Origin of the sequence: Chryseobacterium sp. MDT2-18 (genome assembly GCF_030815285.1) — a bacterium.
GTDB lineage: Bacteria > Bacteroidota > Bacteroidia > Flavobacteriales > Weeksellaceae > Kaistella > Kaistella salivictor.
In genome coordinates this window covers 233,747-250,488 of record NZ_JAUSWQ010000001.1, presented here as the reverse complement: position 1 = coordinate 250,488, position 16,742 = coordinate 233,747, and the positions used below count along the sequence as shown (strand labels likewise).

Genomic DNA, 16,742 nt, shown 5'->3' with positions numbered 1-16,742 from the left:
AAATTTAAGCAAAATAAACCGATTGCGATTTTCTTACAAAAAGATCTTAATAAATAATCTGTCCGTCTTTCATTACCAATTTGCGGTCGGTTGTATCTGCAAGATGTATGTTATGGGTTACAATGACAAAGGTTTGATTATACTTGTCCCGTAAATCGAAGAATAGCTGATGTAAATCGTCAGCATTTTTAGAGTCTAAATTTCCGGTTGGTTCATCAGCGAAAATAATCTTAGGAGAATTTATCAACGCTCTTGCTACCGCCGTTCTCTGCGCTTCGCCACCCGACATTTGATTCGGTTTATGGTGAATTCTGTGGGCAATATTCAAATCTTCAAAAAGGGAATAGGCCTTATCTATCGATTCCTTCTCGTTTTTACCGGCTATTTTCGTTGGTAACAAAACATTTTCCAAGGCTGAAAACTCAGGTAAAAGCTGATGAAACTGAAAGACGAACCCAATATTTTCATTTCTGAATTTCGACAGTTGCCGGTCACTCATATTAATGAAAGACTGTCCTGCCAGTTCGATTTGGGTGTCAAAATGTTTAATATTAGTGGGTTTATCAAGGGTTCCCAAAATCTGTAGTAACGTTGATTTTCCGGCACCGGATTCGCCGACAATGGAAACAACTTCGCCTTCTAAAATGTGAACATCAACTCCTTTCAACACTTCTAAATCACCGTAGGACTTATGAATATTACGCGCTTTAATCATGGTTTCAAAAATAGTGAATTTGCTTTAATTTATTGCAAATTTCCCGCAGTTTTAGAATTAAAAAACCTTTCAACATAAATGATGAAAGGTTTATATTAAAATAGAGTCAATTTTGCCTTAGAGAAGTAAGGATAAAGGTTGTTCCAAATACGTTCTTAATGTCTGTAAAAACTGTGCTCCTGTCGCACCGTCAACTACTCTATGGTCACATGCCAAAGAAAGTTTCATGGTATTTCCTACCACGATTTGACCGTTTTTCACAACTGGTTTTTCAACAATCGCTCCTACAGAAAGAATTGCGGAATTCGGTTGGTTGATAATCGAGGTAAAAGTTTCGATACCAAACATTCCCAAATTAGAAACGGAGAAAGTAGAACCTTCCATTTCATTGGCTTTCAAACCTTTAGATTTTGCTCTTCCTGCCATATCTTTTACGCCGGCAGAAATTTGATTGTAATTCATCTGATCTGCATTTTTCAGCACAGGAACCACTAATCCATCAGGAATTGCCACAGCAACACCTACGTTGATATTTCCGTGATGAATGATTTTATCTTCTTTCCAGGTAGAATTCACCTGAGGATGTTTTCTTAAAGCCATCGCTGTCGCTTTGATTACCATATCATTAAATGAAATCTTGGTATCCGGTAAAGAATTGATTTCTTTTCTGGCTTCAATCGCTTTATCCATATTGATTTCAACAATCAGATAATAATGAGGCGCCGTAAATTTACTCTCAGAAAGACGTTTTGCAATAATGTTTCTAACCTGCGAATTTGGAGTTTCAGAATCTTCACCCTGAACGAAATTCATAGCAACCTGCGCCGGAGCAGCCACTGCTGCCGAAGCTGAAACTTCCTGTTTAGCTGATGTTGCACTAGGCTGATAATTCTCAATATCTTTTTTTACAATTCTACCGTTTTCACCTGTTCCTTTCAAAGAATGAACATCAATTCCTTTGTCTTCAGCCATTTTTTTAGCTAAAGGAGAAATGGCCAGTCTTTCGGTAGAAGAATTTGCAACGGTTTGTGCGGATGTATTTTCTGAAACGGAAGCATTTTCTGAAGTTTTTTCAGCGGCAGGTTTTGAGTCTGCTTTTTTTGCGCCACCGGAAGTTAAACCGGAAACATCTGTTCCTGCAGGTCCGATAATCGCTAAAACAGTATCAACCGGACTTGCTTCACCTTCGCCAACGCTGGTGTAAAGTAAAGTTCCATTCACTTCTGATTCGAAATCCTGAACGGCTTTATCGGTTTCAATTTCTGCTAAAACATCACCTTCTTTTACAGTATCGCCCACTTTGAAATGCCATTTTGCCACTTTTCCTTCCGTCATTGTATCAGAAAGCCTTGGCATTGTGATTACTTCAACACCGGCAGGAATTTCTTTGGTGCCTGTAGACTGCGTTTCTGTGGATGGTTGTTCGTCTGTTTTCTTTGCTTCCGTTTTTTCTGGAACTGCGGTCTCTGTTTTTTCGCCAGTTAACGCAGAAATATCTTCACCTGGATTTCCTATAATAGCCAATACGGAATCAACAGGTGATGAGCCACCTTCTTCTGTACCGATAAATAATAATGTCCCGTTAAATTCTGATTCGAAATCCTGTACGGCTTTGTCAGTTTCGATTTCGGCCAAGATATCACCTTCTTTTACTGCATCTCCTACTTTCTTGTGCCATTTCGCCACTTTACCGTCCGTCATCGTATCTGAAAGACGGGGCATTGTAATCACTTCTGCCATAATATTCTGTTATTTTAGATTCAATAGATGAAATCTGACTTTAATAAAAATCAGATTTCAAATGAATTATTTTTAGTTATTTTCTAATTTATTGATGAAAGGATAATCTTCCTGCGCATAAACGTAATCGTAAACTTTATCCAAATCCGGATAAGGAGAATTTTCCATAAAGTCGACACATTCTTCAACGAAATCTTTGGATTTATCATCCATCGCCATCAGTTCGTCTTCAGTAGCCCAGTTATTATCTAAGATTCTTTTCTTAACGATTTCGATAGGGTCTTCTTTTTTATACTCCGCAACTTCTTCTTTGCTTCTGTAAGGTTCTGCGTCAGACATAGAGTGTCCTCTGAAACGATAAGTTCTCGCTTCGATGAATGTAGGCCCGTCTCCTCTTCTTGCTCTTTCGATTGCCTCAAAAGCTGCCTCAGCCACTTTCTCAGGATCCATTGCATCTACCGCAAGGCAAGGCATTTCGTAACCTAATCCTAATTTATAGATATCTTCGTGATTGGCAGTTCTTTTTACAGAAGTTCCCATTGCATATCCATTATTCTCAACGACAAAAACCACTGGAAGTTTCCAGTTCATCGCCATGTTGAAGGTTTCATGAAGAGATCCCTGTCTTGCAGCTCCATCTCCGAAGAAACAGATATTTACCGCTTTTCTGTCAAAGTATTTATCGCCAAAAGCAATTCCTGCTCCTAATGGAATCTGTCCGCCTACAATTCCGTGGCCACCATAAAAACGGTGTTCTTTGCTGAAAATGTGCATAGATCCACCCATTCCGCCAGAAGTTCCTGTAGCTTTCCCACAAAGTTCTGCCAAAATTCTTTTCGGATCTACCCCCATCGCCATTGGATGAATGTGACAACGATACGCTGTAATCATGCTGTCTTTGGATAGATCCATCGCATGCGTAAAACCAGCTGGTATTGCTTCCTGACCGTTATATAAATGTAAAAATCCTCTGATTTTTTGTTTTAGATAAAGAGAACGGCATTTGTCTTCAAACCTTCTCCACATTGTCATTTCTTCGTACCACTTAAGGTACACCTCTTTCGAAAATTCTTTCATGTGATAACTATTGCTTTTTTATAACAGCATGCAACCGCTCGGTTTCATGTTTGTTGGAAATATTCAGCAAAAATAATAAAAAACTTTGTCTTTATTGGTAGCATAAGAAAACATTGTTCTGATTTTAGTCATTAAAAAATATTACTTTTGAAAGAATAATACAATTTATGTTAAAAACTCCTTCATCTGTCCTGGTAAAAATCTCAAAATATCTCTCGGATTTTTTCAATCCTATGAATTCTCTAATCATCTATTTCATTTTATACAGTGTTCAGAATTTTTCCATGAAAGAAACACTATCTCATTTTTTACCGATTTTATTAATAATGGTTATTCCTGTTTCATTCTGGATTTTCTATCATGTAAAAACAAAAAAATATACAGACAGGGATGTCTCGGACCGCAAACAAAGAACAGGACTTTACTTTTTTCTTGCAGGAAGCATAATTGCTTATCTAACCTTTGTCTATTGGCAATTCTCACGAGTTGATTTTGTTCTGTTATTTCTTTTGATATTATTAATCGTAATGCAGGTAAGCAATTATTTCATCAAAAGTTCGATGCACACTGCTATTAATATATTTGTGGCTGCTTTGATGTTTACCTTGAATCCTTTTTATGGATTTGTCTGGCTTGCAATTTCTACCGCCGTTGCATACAGCAGAATCATTTTAAAAAGACATAGCCGCGCAGAAGTCCTCAGTGGCGCGGTTATCGCGAGTATCGTTTCTTTTATTTACCTTTATACACAAATTCAACTTCAATAATATATTATGAAAATAAGTCATTTGACTCCCGGAGAAGAAATTTTAATGAATGTTTTGTGGCGGCTTGATTCGGCTTATATGCGCGAGATTATTGAGCAATATCCTGAACCAAAACCGCACCCCAATACCATTTCAACTTTTCTAAAAATATTGGTTGAAAAAGAATTTCTGACTACGCACAAACACGGGCGTGTTTTTCAATATACGGTGGCGATTCCTTTTGATGACTATAAAAAGTATTTACTGAAGATTTTCCTTGAAGATTATTTTAATAATTCCCCTTCCGAACTTGTAAAATTATTACGTGAAGAGCATCTTTTAAAGGATTCCGATTTAAAGCGGTTTTTCGAAATAAAAGAGACCGAAATCTCTAAACAGGAGAAAGATGAGAGTTCAGAACTCAGTGAATTTCTCAATGAGATTACCGCTCCGAAAAAGAAGAAAAAGAAAAAAGAAAAAGACGATAAAAAGAAAAAGAAGAATAAATAGCGATATCAAACAGCTTTAATTACAGTCTTCATTCTTAAACTTTAAATTAAAAATCTAAGATGGTTGAAAAATTAAAAGAAGTTTTCGGGAAAACCGGCGCAGTAATTCGGGAATATCCAATGGTTTTGGTCATGGCTCTGATCGCCGCAGCTTCAGCGATCTTTTATAATAGCAATGATTATAGCCGGCAGGATTCATTTGTCTACTTAAAATCTGGATTGGTTGCGTCATTAGGAATTTCGCTAATGTTTGCTTTGAAAATGCTTTCACAACGAATCGGGAAAGAACTTCTGCTGCAGGTATCAGGAATTCTCTTTCTGATCATTTTTTATTTTCTTCTGCCACCAGGTGAAAAGCAATTTACAGAAGTGTATGCTTTCTTACTCCTGCCCACCTTTTTATTATCACATCTTTTAGTTTCCTTCATTGCGTTTATCGGAAAAAACCGCGAACTTAATTTTTGGCAGTACAATAAAAATCTCTTTATCAACTTATTCCTTACCGTCGTATTTACAGGGATTTTAACAGCTGGAATTATGCTTGCAATTTTAGCAGTAGACCATCTCTTTGATTTTAATTTTAACAGCCGTTACTATTCCTATACTTTCAGTTTTTTAACTATTTTCGGGAGTTGTTTTATTTTTCTCTTATTTAATGAAAAAGGACTGTTTTATTTAGAGAAAAATGGTGATTATCCTGTGATTCTGAAGTTTTTCACGCAGTATGTTTTAGTTCCACTGCTTCTTATTTATGTGGTCATTCTTTATTTTTATTCCGCAAAAATCCTTATTAACTGGGAATTACCGAGAGGTTGGGTTTCCTATTTGATCCTCGCCTATTCCGTAGTCGGAATTTTAGCAATCCTTTTGGTGCATCCATTGAAGGAAGATTCCACCAAATCGTGGGTCAGAATTTTTTCTAAAATTTTCTATTACGCATTGGCACCATTGATTGTCCTTTTGTTTATTGCGATATTTACGAGGATTTTAGAATACGGCTACACCGAACCGAGATATTTCGTTTTGTTGCTCGCTATTTGGCTCACAGCGGTTGTTTTTTATTTTATTTTCATTCGTAAACAAACCATCAAATTTGTACCTGTCAGTTTATTTGCATTCGGATTATTTTCTTTGACATTCCCCTATCTGAATACTTTTTCTGTAGCCAAAAGAAGTCAGAAAAGCGAATTGATGAAAACCTTAACTGAAAATAATTTACTGGAAAATGGAAAGATCAATTTCAATAAAAAAGTTTCTGACAGTTTGGTAATAGAGCTTTCCGACAAATTTGAATTTCTGGCCAGAAGAAATGAAGAAGAATTCTTGTTGCCGCTCCTTCAGAAAAAAGATCAGGCGCAACTTGTAAAAACAACTGATGACGGTAATTTCAATGAAGTTAGAAATATTACGCGCGATCAGTTCAAAAATGTGACTTATAACCTTTCGGATAAAAAAATAAATCCTGTTTCACAAAATATCACTTTAATTGCAAAAGACTTTAATGCCGATCTCACCGGTTACCATTATCTCTTCAAAGCGTATAATTACAAAGACAATTTCTTTGAATTCGATCATAATATTGTTGAATTAAAGATGCCGGTAAGCCAGTTCAAATCCGAATTATTTCTAGTTTTCAATAATCAGAAAGTTAATCTGGTTCCAGATTTGCAAAAACTGTTTGCGAATTTCCCGAACGATGGAGAAATAAAAGTTAATCAACTTTTTATCACCAAGAAAATCGGGAATTATGAATTTAAAATAATGTTTGACACATTGATTTTAATAAAATCTGCGGGCAAAGAACCCCAATTTCTTATCAATTCGGAATCTGTTTTAATTTTAATTAAAGGCAATTAGGTTTTTTATATTTAAAAAAGACCTGTGATTTGTAATGAGCCCTGTTTGCGAAAGGTTCCCCAAAGGGCAAGAAGCTGCAAATTTCATTAATTATAATATAGAACAAATATTTAAAAGGGATTGTTTTCAGGTAAGAAATCCAACTTTCAAACACAAAAAAAAGCGACTTTTTTAAAAAAAGTCGCTTAAATTATTCAGGTAAAATCTTACCAGTTAGAACCGCCACTACGACCTCCGCCGCTGTATCCGCTTCCACCACCACGATTTCCACCTCCGTAACCACCACCGCCTGAACGGTTGTTGTCAAAGCTTCTTCTTGGTTTGTCTTCTCTTGGCTTAGCTTCAGAAATGTTAAGTTCTTTACCATCCAATTCTTTTCCGTTTAGAGCTTCGATAGCATTCTTGCCATCTTCATCGCTCATTTCTACGAAACCGAAACCTCTTGATCTACCGGTTTCTCTGTCAGTGATAATTTTGGCAGACGATACGTCACCAAATTCTGAAAATAAATCTTGCAACGACTGTTCTTGGGTTGCATAGTTAATGTTTGAAACAAAAATGTTCATCTTAAAAAAAAATTAATTATTAATACTGTTGAAATTATAAATGAAACTCAATGAATGCGATGAACAATGATTGACTTCGGATATAAAAACGAGTGCAAGTTACAATTATAATTTAAACCTGCAAGTTTTTTGTAAAATATTTCACATTATTTCTTTTCCGTTTTTGGCCTGTAAGAGTTTAAACCAATCTTCGTGTTCCAATTTGATACGTAAACTTTCGTGAAGTTTTTTAATATTTTCCCAACGTGAAGTACCGATAACAGGAATAATATTGGCAGGATGTTTTAAAATGAACGCGAGAAGAATCTGATTTTCTTCAGCAGCATATTTTTGGCAAAGTTGCCCGAGTACTTTTTTAATTCTTTCGTTCGCCTCAGATTTTTCTGTGAAATAATTCCCCAAAACTGACCAGCCCATTGGCTGAAGCTTCTTAAGCATCATTTGATCCAAAGTTCCATCGAAAAAGGAATGGGTGTGATTGAGCGAAATTTCCACCTGGTTCGTAATCAAAGGAAAAACATCATTGATCAAATCAAATTGAGACGGTGAAAAATTAGATACTCCGAAATGCCGGACTTTTTTCTGTTCACGCAAAATCGCAAAACTCTCACCGATTTCAGCTGGATTCATCAATGGTGACGGCCTGTGAAGAAGCAATAAATCCAGATAATCGGTTTTTAAATTTTTTAAACTCTGATCGACGGATTTTAAAATATGTTCCTGCGAATAATTATAGGATTTCACTGTATAATTTCGGTTAGAACAAGGCATTTCGATCCCGCATTTTGAAATAAACTGCACCTCTTCCCTCTTCACATTCATTTCTGCAAAAGCATCACCGAAGAGTTTTTCAGTTGTGTAGTCTCCATAAATATCTGCATGATCGAAAGTATAAAGCTTTTCATCAAGAGAAATTTCAATGAGTTTCTGCACTTCTTTTTGGGAATGATTGGCTCCCCAAATTCCCCAGCGCATCGTTCCTATAATAATTGGTGAAAAATTCATTGTATATATATAATTTTCTCAAAAATAAAAATTTATATTTCAATTTTACTATTTAAAATTCTCAACTGTGTGTATTTGTAAAAATCATTTATGTTTGCCTCTACTTTCGATAATTGTATTTTTTTTATTTTTCTCCGAATAAATTTCAATGCTCACAAATCTGTCTTTATGGTCAAAATCTGTGAATGGTTTTTATTTTTGATCAGAAATCTTGATTTTCATCCTGCCCGCGACCCAGCTTGAGCGGAGCTCTTTTTGTGGAACATCGTGGAACAAAAAAGCGGGAGCGGAAGATGGAAATGGTCGCCCTAAAAAAGAATATAAGATTTATTTAGAAATTTTTGTAACCTTTTGCTCTCTGAGATCGTATAATATAATGCAGTCCTAAAGTGGACCTTATTTTATATGAGACAATTAAAAATTACCAAACAGGTTACCAACAGAGAAACCGCCTCTCTCGACAAGTATTTGCAGGAGATTGGAAAAGTTGATTTGATTACAGCCGACGAAGAAGTTGAATTGGCACAAAAAATACGCGCCGGAGACAGAGTGGCACTTGAAAAACTGATTAAAGCCAACCTTAGATTCGTGGTATCTGTTTCTAAACAATACCAAAACCAGGGACTTTCTCTACCCGATTTAATTAACGAAGGGAATCTAGGTCTGATGAAAGCTGCGAAAAGGTATGATGAAACAAGAGGTTTTAAATTTATCTCTTATGCAGTTTGGTGGATCCGTCAGTCGATTTTACAGGCTTTGGCAGAACAGTCTAGAATTGTAAGATTGCCATTGAATAAAATCGGATCGATTAACAAGATCAACAAAGCCTACGCGCATTTGGAGCAGGAAAACGAAAGACCACCATCTCCAGAGGAATTAGCGGAAGTTTTGGACATGAGCGAAGACGACATCAAAGAATCGATGAAAAACTCCGGAAGACACCTGTCGATGGATGCACCGTTGGTTGAAGGTGAAGATTCTAACTTATACGACGTTTTGCGTTCCGGGGAATCCCCAAGTCCGGATAAAGACTTGATGTTGGAATCTCTTCAGATTGAAATCGAAAGAGCGTTGCAAACCTTGACGCCAAGAGAAGCTGATTTGGTTCGTTTGTATTTCGGACTGAACGGAAAACATCCGATGACTTTGGAAGAAATCGGTGAAACTTTTGACCTTACGAGAGAAAGAGTTCGTCAGATTAAAGAAAAAGCGATTAAAAGATTGAAACACAATACGAGAAGTAAGATTTTAAAATCGTATTTAGGGAAATAATTATTCTATTAAAATTTTCAATAAATTAGAGCAGGTTTTTAAAAAGCCTGCTTTTTTTTTTTATATCTTATGAAAGTTATTAGAAAATTTACGTTCGTCTCTAATTTAGAATATGTTCATTCAATTTTAAATGAGCAAAATATTCTGCATTCTATCGATTTGGAAAATTTAAGTATTTCCTCAGATGAAATTGAAAGAAACAAAATATTGCAGATTATTGAAGACTTGAAATTAGATGAAAATGAAGTTGAGATCGATCCATATATTTTGCAGGGTTATGAAGAGTGGGATAAAAATATGTATAACTTAGGACATTACACCGGGGGAAAGGTGCCATCTTTTACAAATGATACTAATAACTATTTAATGTATGGACTTATAACTTTAGTTTCAGGGCTTGCTTGTTTAATTGAAATTTTAAATAGTGAAAATTTCTCCAGAACTTTTTTTTGGGTTGTTGTTATTATAATTTTAGGAATTTCTGGCTCAATATTTTATCAATACTACAAATTCAAAAAATTGAAATAAAATTAAAAAGGAACTCCAGGCGTAGTCATGGTTGGAATTTCTTCCGACCATGACTGCTCCAGGCGAGTTCCTTTTTTTATGAAGTTTTGAAATTTTTACGGGCCAGTTCTTTTCGGACTCTGCTCAAACTTTCCGGTGTAATGCCGAGATATGATGCAACCATCCATTGTGGGACGCGCAGTAAAATATTGGGATACATCTTGATAAAACTCATGTACCGTTCTTCGGCGGTATCTGCCAAAAGTGAATTTACCCGATTCTGTAAATTCCGGATGTGTTTCTGCAGAAGCATATCATTATTTTCGGCAGTTTGTGGATATTTCTCAATCATATTGGTGAAGAAATCATTAGTCAAAACAAAAACCTCTGAATCTTCAACTGCTTCAATATAATATTTTGATTTCTCATTAAAATTAAGCGAGCTGCGGTCAGAAATCAGCCAGTTTTCCGGCGCAAACTGTATGATATGTTCTTTTCCGTTCCGGTCGAGCGAGTACATTCTAAGCAATCCCTTTTCTACAAAAAAAGTATCCGAACACACTTCTCCTTCATGGAGCAGAAATTCGTTTTTGGCCACTTTTTTCAGCGTGTAAAAACTGCTGCATCCCGAAATTGCTTCTACAGGAACTTCAAGGATTTCAGATAAATAATTATTGATATTTTGAATAGCATCCATAACTAGCCTTTAAATAAGATTAACGGAAATACTTTGATGAGAAGCGTTTTTCACTGCCTTTCCATTTTCTAAAACAATCATTTGCGGACTTTGATGTGTGACGCCTAAATCTTCAGCCATTTTGTTAGAAATCGGCCGGTATGAAATTAAATCCAAGAAATAATATACTGCATCATTTTCTGCACCAGCTACTTCATTTTCAAAATTTTTCAGAACCATTTTACTGATATGACACCTCGTGGAATGTTTAAACACAACCACTTTCTTTTCAAAGGACTGATCGATAGCTTTTTGCAGATCTTCTTCGGATTCAATTGCATTCCAAAAGGATGGCGATGATTTTTGTGGCTCATCACTGCCAAATATTTTATTAAAAAAACTCATATTTTATCGTGTTTTAAAAACCAATATACTCAGTTTTGTTTTACCAGTTGTTTTCTAATTTCAAATTATTAATATGCGCAAAATGATGGTCACAATGCCAGGCACAAAACGCCAGATTTTCTTTTAAAGTGATATCGCGGTTTTGATCCGGATGATGAAATGTACTCTCATATTCTTTGTTGGTCAGTGATTTCAGTTCATACACCCATCTTTTATGAATTCCCTTCAGCATTTGAAAAGCGGGTTTTACATCGATGCTGAAACTGTCCTGCAACTCTGCCCACTGTTGTTCATTATACGTTTTTATCGTAGGATTATCTTCAGTTAAAGCGAGTTTAAAGCGCGTATAACTGTTCATGCTGCTGTCCGATAAGTGATTAATCAGCTGGCGAATCGTCCAACCTCCGGTGCGGTATTGGGTATCCAGTTGATCTGTGTCCCAGTTTTGAACCAGGTTTTTCAGTCTTGCTGGAAAATCTTTTAGTGTTTTAATATGCAGGTCAATATCTTGATCTGTAATTTTTTGAGATTCCTCAAATTTCCCGATCGGATATTTTTTAAATTCTGAATTGTCCATATTATCTGCGTTTTTTGCCGATTTGGCCTGTCATTCAATTTGGCTGAACTTTTGCGTTTTACTTTGTAAATTTACTACAAAATAAGTTGAATGCAATACAACTTAAAAAAATAAGAATATGAAAAAAGCCCTGATTATCGTTGATGTACAGAATGATTTTTGCGAAGGTGGCGCACTTGCGGTTCCGAAAGCCAATGAAATTATACCCTATATTAATCTGCTGATGCAGGATAATGATTATGACCAGATCGTGCTCACTCAAGATTGGCACCCCGCTGATCATAAAAGTTTTGCTTCCAACAACGGAAAAAAAATTGGCGACACGATTATTCTTAACGGGATTCCACAGTTTATGTGGCCGGATCACTGTGTTCAAGGAACTTTTGGTGCAGAATTTCATCCAGATTTAAACCGTGACAAAGTGACGCACATCATTCAGAAAGGAACCAATGCAGAGTTTGACAGTTACAGCGGATTTCAGGATAACAACCATTTTAGCAAAACTGGTTTAGATGATTTTTTGAAATACCACGATATTCAGCTTCTTGAAATCGTAGGTTTAGCCTTGGATTATTGTGTGAAATATACGTGTTTAGATGCCGCAAAATTAGGGTATGTCACCTGTTTGCATTTCAATGGAACACGTGCAGTCAATGTAAAACCGGAAAGCGGCAGAGACGCCATTTTTGAAATGCTGCAAAATACAGTAACGATTTTAGGGTAAAATAATACACTTTAAAAAACGGCAACTTCTCATTTTTAATGGGAAGTTTTTTTGTTCGTTTATTTCATTATAAAATTTTATTTTTAGCAAAAATTATACTTTGAAAAAAATCATCCTGTTTTCGCTGTTTTTCGTCATCTCCTCTTGTGTTTCCGTAAAAAAGTACAATGCGAAATCAGCGATTCCTGTTTCTGCTGAAAACTTAAGAAAAGATGTTGATTTCACTCAACATAAACTTGAAGAACTTCACCCAAAACTGTATTGGTATATTTCTAAGAAAGATCTTGATTATCAATTTGACAGTTTGAAAATGACGATTCAGAAACCATTGAAGCCGAATGAGTTTTATGAAAAACTCGCGCCCGTTATCGCCAAAATTAAAGAAGGACACCTGAGATTATATCCATATGACAAACGACTGACCAAAAAAGAAATCAAAAACCTTAAAAATCAAAAAGGTTTATTAAGCCGCTATAATTTCGTGATTGATCGTGACAGAATCTTTGTTAAAGATAATCCTGCAAAAATCCCAAATATGAATGTGGGAACGGAAATTTTAAAAATTAAAGATATTCCGGTAAAAGATTTACTCAAAAAATACAAACCAATCGTGAACAGTGACGGCGATAATACAACGTTTCAAAAATATTCGATGGCGCGAAGATGGCCTTCTTTTTTCACCGCCGAATATGGGATTTTAGACAGTGTGAAAATTGAAACGACCTATCAGAATGAATTAAAAACCTTTTATATCCATCGGGAAAAAATCTCCAGAGAAGAAAAGAAAAAGACGGAGCAGGAAAATAAAAAACTGACAAAAAGCGAAACCGGAAAAACAAAAGATTATAATATTGTCACCAAAAGTTTCAACCGTGATTTACAGTTTCCAACCAAAGATTCTACCATTGCATACATGAAAATCAAAACCTTTTCAGGAACTTTTTCACGTAAATTTTATAAACAGAGTTTTGCAGCATTAAAGAAATCACCGGCGAAATATTTAATTTTAGATGTCCGGGATAATCTCGGCGGTTCTTTATCTGAAATTAATAATTTATATTCCTACCTCGTTTCTGAAGAGTTTAAATTCATTGATGATATGGAAGTAACCTCTCGTACATCAATGTTTCATGCGAATTATTTCACCGAAATCCCGACACTAGCCCAACCGTTAGCTGCAGTAACGTATCCGGTTTATTTGCTGGGCACCGCTTTGTCTGTTAAAAAGAAAGACGATAAATTTTATCTGAAAAACAACGGCATTTTCGCTCTTAAAAAACCGAAAAAAAACCACTTCAACGGAAAGATTTATGTTCTGATTAATGGAAGCAGTTTCTCGGCCTCATCAATAATTTCCTCAAAATTAAAAGATGCAAAAAGAGCTTTCCTGGTAGGTGAAGAAACCGGCGGCGCCAATGACGGGACAGTTGCCGGGAGATATTCTACCGAAAAATTACCGCACTCCAAATTAAAATTGCCCGTTGGACTGATGCTTGTTCAGCCCAATATTCAATTTACAGAAACAAAAAAAGGCGTTCTTCCTGACTACGAAATCATCCCTACTTTACAGCAGGTTTTACAGAAAAAAGACGTCCAGTTAGAATGGATTATGGATCAGATAAAAAAGAATGAAGGCAATCACTAAGATTCTGCAAGTTCTTTAACTGCATTCAATGCGCGGGGAAAACTGTTGGAAAAATAGGTAACATATTCTTCTTCGGTATGGATGTTCACCGTTAATTTGGTGCCCTGCTCCGTTTCATATAAATCATAGTATTCAATAGAGTTTTCAGAGAAGGTTTTGCCCTGCGAAATCCCGTCGAGCACCAGTCCAAAATGCAGAAAATGCATGGATTGAAAAGGAATTAACTTTTCCACTACTGCAAAAAGGCCGTGTTGTCCCGGCGACAAAAAACGAATATCATTACCCTCCAGAAGTTCACCTTCATAGTAGGAACCCGGTATAAAGACGGCAGTCCATTTACGGTAATTCTGATCACTCCAGAGCGCATCCCAAACCTTTTCGCGGGAAGCACTGATCTCGATGGTAAACTCTAATTTTTTCATGATGCATTCAATTTATAAATTCAGAGATAAGTTTTTAGATTTTGCAGATAAGCTCTCTAAAATCCCAACAAATAAAAATAATTATTTCCCCGATAAGGTTGCGAAGAAAATTCCGAAAAATTTCATCAAAAATAAAACCAAAAAAAACAGATAGTAAATTTCGTGATTACCATCAGAGTCTTTTTAAGTTTGTTTTAAAATAATAATCCTCATAAAAGCGATATTTTTTTAAGTTTTTCAAAAGATAAAAAAAGAAACTCTGACATTGACGCCTGATTTAATACAATTAAACCACTTGAAATTTTCGCTAAATAAAAGAGACTCACAAAAATTGTGAGTCTCTTTTAAAAACAATAGGAATTTATTAATTGTAATGTTCCACTCCTAAAATTTCTATTTTTTTATCACCATCCTCGAATGGCCAGGTGATAATATCACCAACTTTATTTCCGACGATTGCCAGTCCTATCGGCGATAAAATGGAATATTTTCCTTTTTTTATTTTTGCTCTGTCCGTCTGGACAAATAGATATTTCTGTTCTTCGTTGGTCGAAACATCTTTTACTTTCACTTCACAATTCACCGTTACGACATCGTCTGGCAAATCTTTTCGCAGAACCTGTTTGGCAACTTTTAACTGATCTAAAAGAATCTGTTCTTCCTGTTGAGTTGTTCTTTTTCTTCTTAAATGATCTTTGATCAAATCGTAAACTCCAGTGGTTAAAACTATATTTTCGGACATAATGCTTTATTTTAAAAGTGAGTTGAAGAATACCTGGGGTCAGATTCAGTAAAAAATGCAAGCACAAAAATTGTGTTTGTATTTTTATAAAAAAGTATTCAAAATTATTGAGTATTTAATAAAAGTAAACGACCCTGTCCTGAATCTTGACAGGGTGGATTAAATGAACTCTTTAGAATTTTTCAGAAATTTGTCATCATGCAGATACGACAAAAACAACCACTTTGAATCATCGAAAGTATTCGTTAAAGGAAAGTACGAAGGTTTTCTTTTTGCCAGCATAGTTTCAAATATAGCAAATTTATATGACAATTCCAAAAATAAGTGATATATAGACGCTTTTGAGAGTATTGATTTTAATGAAAAAAAGATTTTTAACTTTATTGCAAATACATCAGTCTCTCCTATTTTTCATTAGAAGAAATGACCTGTTGGACGAAAATCAAAAATTTTCTACATTCCATGAATTAATGCTCTGGATTTGTGTGAATCTTAACACAAAATCGGATGTCGAAAATCGGCGTAAAATTTAATCCGGACACTTCTTGATTTTTTTTCTTTACTCACAAAATAAATTTAGTAGGTTGGTGTCATTTGTAGATTTAAATGTTAATTTTAACTTAAATTTGCCAAATGCCTATTGAAATATTATTTAAAAATGAACATTGTGAATGGATTGATGTAGAAAGTCCAACAAAAGAGGATTTGACTTTTCTGCATGAGCGTTACGATATTAATTCACTTCTTTTAGAAGATACGATCGATGCGAATCACCTGCCGAAATTTGAACAGGACGGAAATGTTAATTTTTTCCTTATGCGGGAAAATACCCAACTGGAAAGATCGAATTTGAATACCATCAGTGATATTTCTACCAAACTGGGAATTTTTTTATTTGATCATGTCATCATTACGATTCACCGGCTGAAGAACAGAAGCGTATACGAATTAAAAAAAGAAATCGTACTGCCGCAGAACGAACATATCGCCCGGGATGAAATCGCACTGAATTTAGCTTTAAAAGTGATGAAGTCGTACGATGACGAATCGACAAATCTGCTGGAAATCATGGATCAGATCGAAAGCGAAGTTTTCCTTAAAACGACCAATCAATCTAATCATATCCGCCGGCTGTACCGGTTGAAAAGAAAGTCGGGTTTGAATACCAGAATTCTTAATATTTCTACCGTTTGGGTTGAAAAATTTAAAGTGCTTCAGCTCGATGATACTGTCGTAACCGATTTAAAAGACAAGCACAAAGACGTCATCGCAGACTTCGAACATCTGAATGCGCAGGTTACCAGTTTAATTTCCATGTTTCTGGCGATGAGCGATCAAAAGGCGAATCAGGTAATGAAAGTGCTTGCCATTTATTCGATGTACTTTTTTCCAATTACTTTTATTGCGGGAATTTATGGAATGAACTTCGTTTTCATGCCGGAACTTAACGTGAAATACGGTTATTATTTCACTCTTGGACTGATGGGAATTATTTCCCTTATTACTTTTGTATATGTTCGGAAAAAGGGTTGGTAAATTTCAGACAAAAAGGCAAGA

Annotated in this window: 19 protein-coding genes; 9 read left to right on the top strand and 10 right to left on the bottom strand. The window is 35.5% G+C overall.

Annotation, left to right across the window (positions count from 1 at the left end):
* Positions 1–46: 46 nt before the first annotated feature.
* From QF004_RS01125 to pdhA, 3 genes are all read right to left on the bottom strand, one after another.
* Positions 47–715 (bottom strand): ABC transporter ATP-binding protein, encoded by a 669-nt coding sequence (locus tag QF004_RS01125; protein ID WP_133440510.1) that lies wholly within the window; start codon positions 713–715, stop codon positions 47–49.
* 117 nt (positions 716–832) lie between these two features.
* The gene (locus QF004_RS01120) at positions 833–2,455 is read right to left on the bottom strand and encodes a 2-oxo acid dehydrogenase subunit E2 (RefSeq protein WP_307421954.1); all 1,623 of its coding nucleotides are present in this window, start codon (positions 2,453–2,455) and stop codon (positions 833–835) included.
* Between the two features lie 72 nt (positions 2,456–2,527).
* Positions 2,528–3,532, bottom strand: a complete 1,005-nt coding sequence (gene pdhA, locus QF004_RS01115) for a pyruvate dehydrogenase (acetyl-transferring) E1 component subunit alpha (RefSeq protein ID WP_133440508.1) — start codon at positions 3,530–3,532, stop codon at positions 2,528–2,530.
* A gap of 284 nt (positions 3,533–3,816) precedes the next feature.
* On the opposite strand from pdhA, the gene QF004_RS01110 reads away from it, so the two are divergent.
* From QF004_RS01110 to QF004_RS01100, 3 genes are read left to right on the top strand one after another with little or no spacing between them, the layout of a single operon-like run.
* A complete protein-coding gene (locus QF004_RS01110; protein ID WP_307421953.1) occupies positions 3,817–4,299 on the top strand; it encodes an ABC transporter permease in 483 nt (160 codons plus the stop codon).
* A 6-nt stretch (positions 4,300–4,305) separates the two neighbouring features.
* Entirely contained in the window at positions 4,306–4,788 is a 483-nt protein-coding gene (locus QF004_RS01105; RefSeq protein ID WP_307421951.1) for a BlaI/MecI/CopY family transcriptional regulator, read from the top strand.
* Between the two features lie 59 nt (positions 4,789–4,847).
* Positions 4,848–6,644 carry a DUF4153 domain-containing protein gene (locus tag QF004_RS01100; RefSeq protein ID WP_307421949.1) on the top strand — a complete coding sequence of 599 codons (1,797 nt, stop codon included), beginning with the start codon at positions 4,848–4,850 and terminating at the stop codon, positions 6,642–6,644.
* 206 nt (positions 6,645–6,850) lie between these two features.
* Here QF004_RS01100 and QF004_RS01095 read toward each other — a convergent pair whose 3' ends face one another.
* The gene (locus QF004_RS01095; protein ID WP_125022269.1) at positions 6,851–7,210 is read right to left on the bottom strand and encodes an RNA-binding protein; all 360 of its coding nucleotides are present in this window, start codon (positions 7,208–7,210) and stop codon (positions 6,851–6,853) included.
* 141 nt (positions 7,211–7,351) lie between these two features.
* A complete protein-coding gene (locus QF004_RS01090) occupies positions 7,352–8,215 on the bottom strand; it encodes an aldo/keto reductase family oxidoreductase (RefSeq protein ID WP_133440504.1) in 864 nt (287 codons plus the stop codon).
* A gap of 405 nt (positions 8,216–8,620) precedes the next feature.
* On the opposite strand from QF004_RS01090, the gene QF004_RS01085 reads away from it, so the two are divergent.
* The gene (locus QF004_RS01085) at positions 8,621–9,487 is read left to right on the top strand and encodes an RNA polymerase sigma factor RpoD/SigA (RefSeq protein WP_039344711.1); all 867 of its coding nucleotides are present in this window, start codon (positions 8,621–8,623) and stop codon (positions 9,485–9,487) included.
* A gap of 69 nt (positions 9,488–9,556) precedes the next feature.
* Positions 9,557–10,015, top strand: a complete 459-nt coding sequence (locus QF004_RS01080) for a hypothetical protein (protein WP_307421945.1) — start codon at positions 9,557–9,559, stop codon at positions 10,013–10,015.
* Positions 10,016–10,091: 76 nt separating this feature from the next.
* On the opposite strand, the gene QF004_RS01075 is transcribed toward QF004_RS01080, so the two are convergent.
* Genes QF004_RS01075 through QF004_RS01065 form a run of 3 tightly spaced genes read right to left on the bottom strand, consistent with a single transcriptional unit; the run spans position 10,092 to position 11,652 of the window.
* Positions 10,092–10,682, bottom strand: coding sequence for a Crp/Fnr family transcriptional regulator (locus QF004_RS01075; protein WP_133441115.1), 591 nt, complete (start codon positions 10,680–10,682; stop codon positions 10,092–10,094).
* Between the two features lie 18 nt (positions 10,683–10,700).
* Positions 10,701–11,075 carry a bacillithiol system redox-active protein YtxJ gene (gene ytxJ / locus QF004_RS01070; RefSeq protein WP_133440503.1) on the bottom strand — a complete coding sequence of 125 codons (375 nt, stop codon included), beginning with the start codon at positions 11,073–11,075 and terminating at the stop codon, positions 10,701–10,703.
* Between the two features lie 40 nt (positions 11,076–11,115).
* Positions 11,116–11,652: a YfiT family bacillithiol transferase gene (locus QF004_RS01065; RefSeq protein WP_307421943.1), complete on the bottom strand. Its 537-nt coding sequence runs from the start codon at positions 11,650–11,652 to the stop codon at positions 11,116–11,118.
* A gap of 118 nt (positions 11,653–11,770) precedes the next feature.
* On the opposite strand from QF004_RS01065, the gene pncA reads away from it, so the two are divergent.
* On the top strand, positions 11,771–12,376 hold the full coding sequence (pncA, locus tag QF004_RS01060; RefSeq protein WP_307421941.1) for a bifunctional nicotinamidase/pyrazinamidase: 606 nt from the start codon (positions 11,771–11,773) through the stop codon (positions 12,374–12,376).
* 100 nt (positions 12,377–12,476) lie between these two features.
* The gene (locus tag QF004_RS01055) at positions 12,477–14,021 is read left to right on the top strand and encodes a S41 family peptidase (RefSeq protein ID WP_307421939.1); all 1,545 of its coding nucleotides are present in this window, start codon (positions 12,477–12,479) and stop codon (positions 14,019–14,021) included.
* Here the strand turns inward: QF004_RS01055 and QF004_RS01050 are convergent.
* Entirely contained in the window at positions 14,018–14,443 is a 426-nt protein-coding gene (locus QF004_RS01050) for an SRPBCC domain-containing protein (protein WP_307421937.1), read from the bottom strand. The two genes, QF004_RS01055 and QF004_RS01050, sit on opposite strands and share 4 nt — an antisense overlap.
* Between QF004_RS01050 and QF004_RS01045 the strand changes: the two genes are divergently transcribed.
* Positions 14,442–14,597: a hypothetical protein gene (locus QF004_RS01045; RefSeq protein WP_165983218.1), complete on the top strand. Its 156-nt coding sequence runs from the start codon at positions 14,442–14,444 to the stop codon at positions 14,595–14,597. The genes QF004_RS01050 and QF004_RS01045 overlap by 2 nt on opposite strands.
* Positions 14,598–14,807: 210 nt before the next feature.
* On the opposite strand, the gene QF004_RS01040 is transcribed toward QF004_RS01045, so the two are convergent.
* A complete protein-coding gene (locus QF004_RS01040; protein WP_133440498.1) occupies positions 14,808–15,185 on the bottom strand; it encodes a GreA/GreB family elongation factor in 378 nt (125 codons plus the stop codon).
* A gap of 633 nt (positions 15,186–15,818) precedes the next feature.
* On the opposite strand from QF004_RS01040, the gene QF004_RS01035 reads away from it, so the two are divergent.
* Positions 15,819–16,721 carry a CorA family divalent cation transporter gene (locus tag QF004_RS01035; protein ID WP_307421935.1) on the top strand — a complete coding sequence of 301 codons (903 nt, stop codon included), beginning with the start codon at positions 15,819–15,821 and terminating at the stop codon, positions 16,719–16,721.
* Positions 16,722–16,742 lie beyond the last annotated feature (21 nt).

Bases quoted from the DNA above. Each gene is read 5' to 3' on its own strand.
- QF004_RS01125 (WP_133440510.1), bottom strand. From the start codon at position 715: ATGATTAAAGCGCGTAATATTCATAAGTCCTACGGTGATTTAGAAGTG.
- QF004_RS01120 (WP_307421954.1), bottom strand. From the start codon at position 2,455: ATGGCAGAAGTGATTACAATGCCCCGTCTTTCAGATACGATGACGGAC.
- pdhA (WP_133440508.1), bottom strand. From the start codon at position 3,532: ATGAAAGAATTTTCGAAAGAGGTGTACCTTAAGTGGTACGAAGAAATG.
- QF004_RS01110 (WP_307421953.1), top strand. From the start codon at position 3,817: ATGAAAGAAACACTATCTCATTTTTTACCGATTTTATTAATAATGGTT.
- QF004_RS01105 (WP_307421951.1), top strand. From the start codon at position 4,306: ATGAAAATAAGTCATTTGACTCCCGGAGAAGAAATTTTAATGAATGTT.
- QF004_RS01100 (WP_307421949.1), top strand. From the start codon at position 4,848: ATGGTTGAAAAATTAAAAGAAGTTTTCGGGAAAACCGGCGCAGTAATT.
- QF004_RS01095 (WP_125022269.1), bottom strand. From the start codon at position 7,210: ATGAACATTTTTGTTTCAAACATTAACTATGCAACCCAAGAACAGTCG.
- QF004_RS01090 (WP_133440504.1), bottom strand. From the start codon at position 8,215: ATGAATTTTTCACCAATTATTATAGGAACGATGCGCTGGGGAATTTGG.
- QF004_RS01085 (WP_039344711.1), top strand. From the start codon at position 8,621: ATGAGACAATTAAAAATTACCAAACAGGTTACCAACAGAGAAACCGCC.
- QF004_RS01080 (WP_307421945.1), top strand. From the start codon at position 9,557: ATGAAAGTTATTAGAAAATTTACGTTCGTCTCTAATTTAGAATATGTT.
- ytxJ (WP_133440503.1), bottom strand. From the start codon at position 11,075: ATGAGTTTTTTTAATAAAATATTTGGCAGTGATGAGCCACAAAAATCA.
- QF004_RS01065 (WP_307421943.1), bottom strand. From the start codon at position 11,652: ATGGACAATTCAGAATTTAAAAAATATCCGATCGGGAAATTTGAGGAA.
- pncA (WP_307421941.1), top strand. From the start codon at position 11,771: ATGAAAAAAGCCCTGATTATCGTTGATGTACAGAATGATTTTTGCGAA.
- QF004_RS01045 (WP_165983218.1), top strand. From the start codon at position 14,442: ATGATGCATTCAATTTATAAATTCAGAGATAAGTTTTTAGATTTTGCA.
- QF004_RS01050 (WP_307421937.1), bottom strand. From the start codon at position 14,443: ATGAAAAAATTAGAGTTTACCATCGAGATCAGTGCTTCCCGCGAAAAG.
- QF004_RS01040 (WP_133440498.1), bottom strand. From the start codon at position 15,185: ATGTCCGAAAATATAGTTTTAACCACTGGAGTTTACGATTTGATCAAA.
- QF004_RS01035 (WP_307421935.1), top strand. From the start codon at position 15,819: ATGCCTATTGAAATATTATTTAAAAATGAACATTGTGAATGGATTGAT.